The 255-nt window shown below is 53.3% G+C and carries 1 rRNA gene; it reads right to left on the minus strand.

Annotated features, from left to right (window positions below):
- Positions 1-255 (minus strand): 16S ribosomal RNA (locus ACF91D_RS32385); the annotation flags it as partial.

Here is a 255-nt window from a genome sequence, read left to right on the forward strand (position 1 = left end):
ACGCGGCGTTGCTCCGTCAGGCTTTCGCCCATTGCGGAAGATTCCCTACTGCTGCCTCCCGTAGGAGTCTGGACCGTGTCTCAGTTCCAGTGTGGCCGATCACCCTCTCAGGTCGGCTACGTATCGTCGCCTTGGTAAGCCGTTACCTTACCAACTAGCTAATACGGCGCGGGTCCATCTATAAGTGATAGCAAAACCATCTTTCACTTTAGAACCATGCGGTTCCAAATGTTATCCGGTATTAGCTCCGGTTTC

It is taken from the genome of Staphylococcus sp. 231237_7MaSpsaltlick (assembly GCF_043107035.1).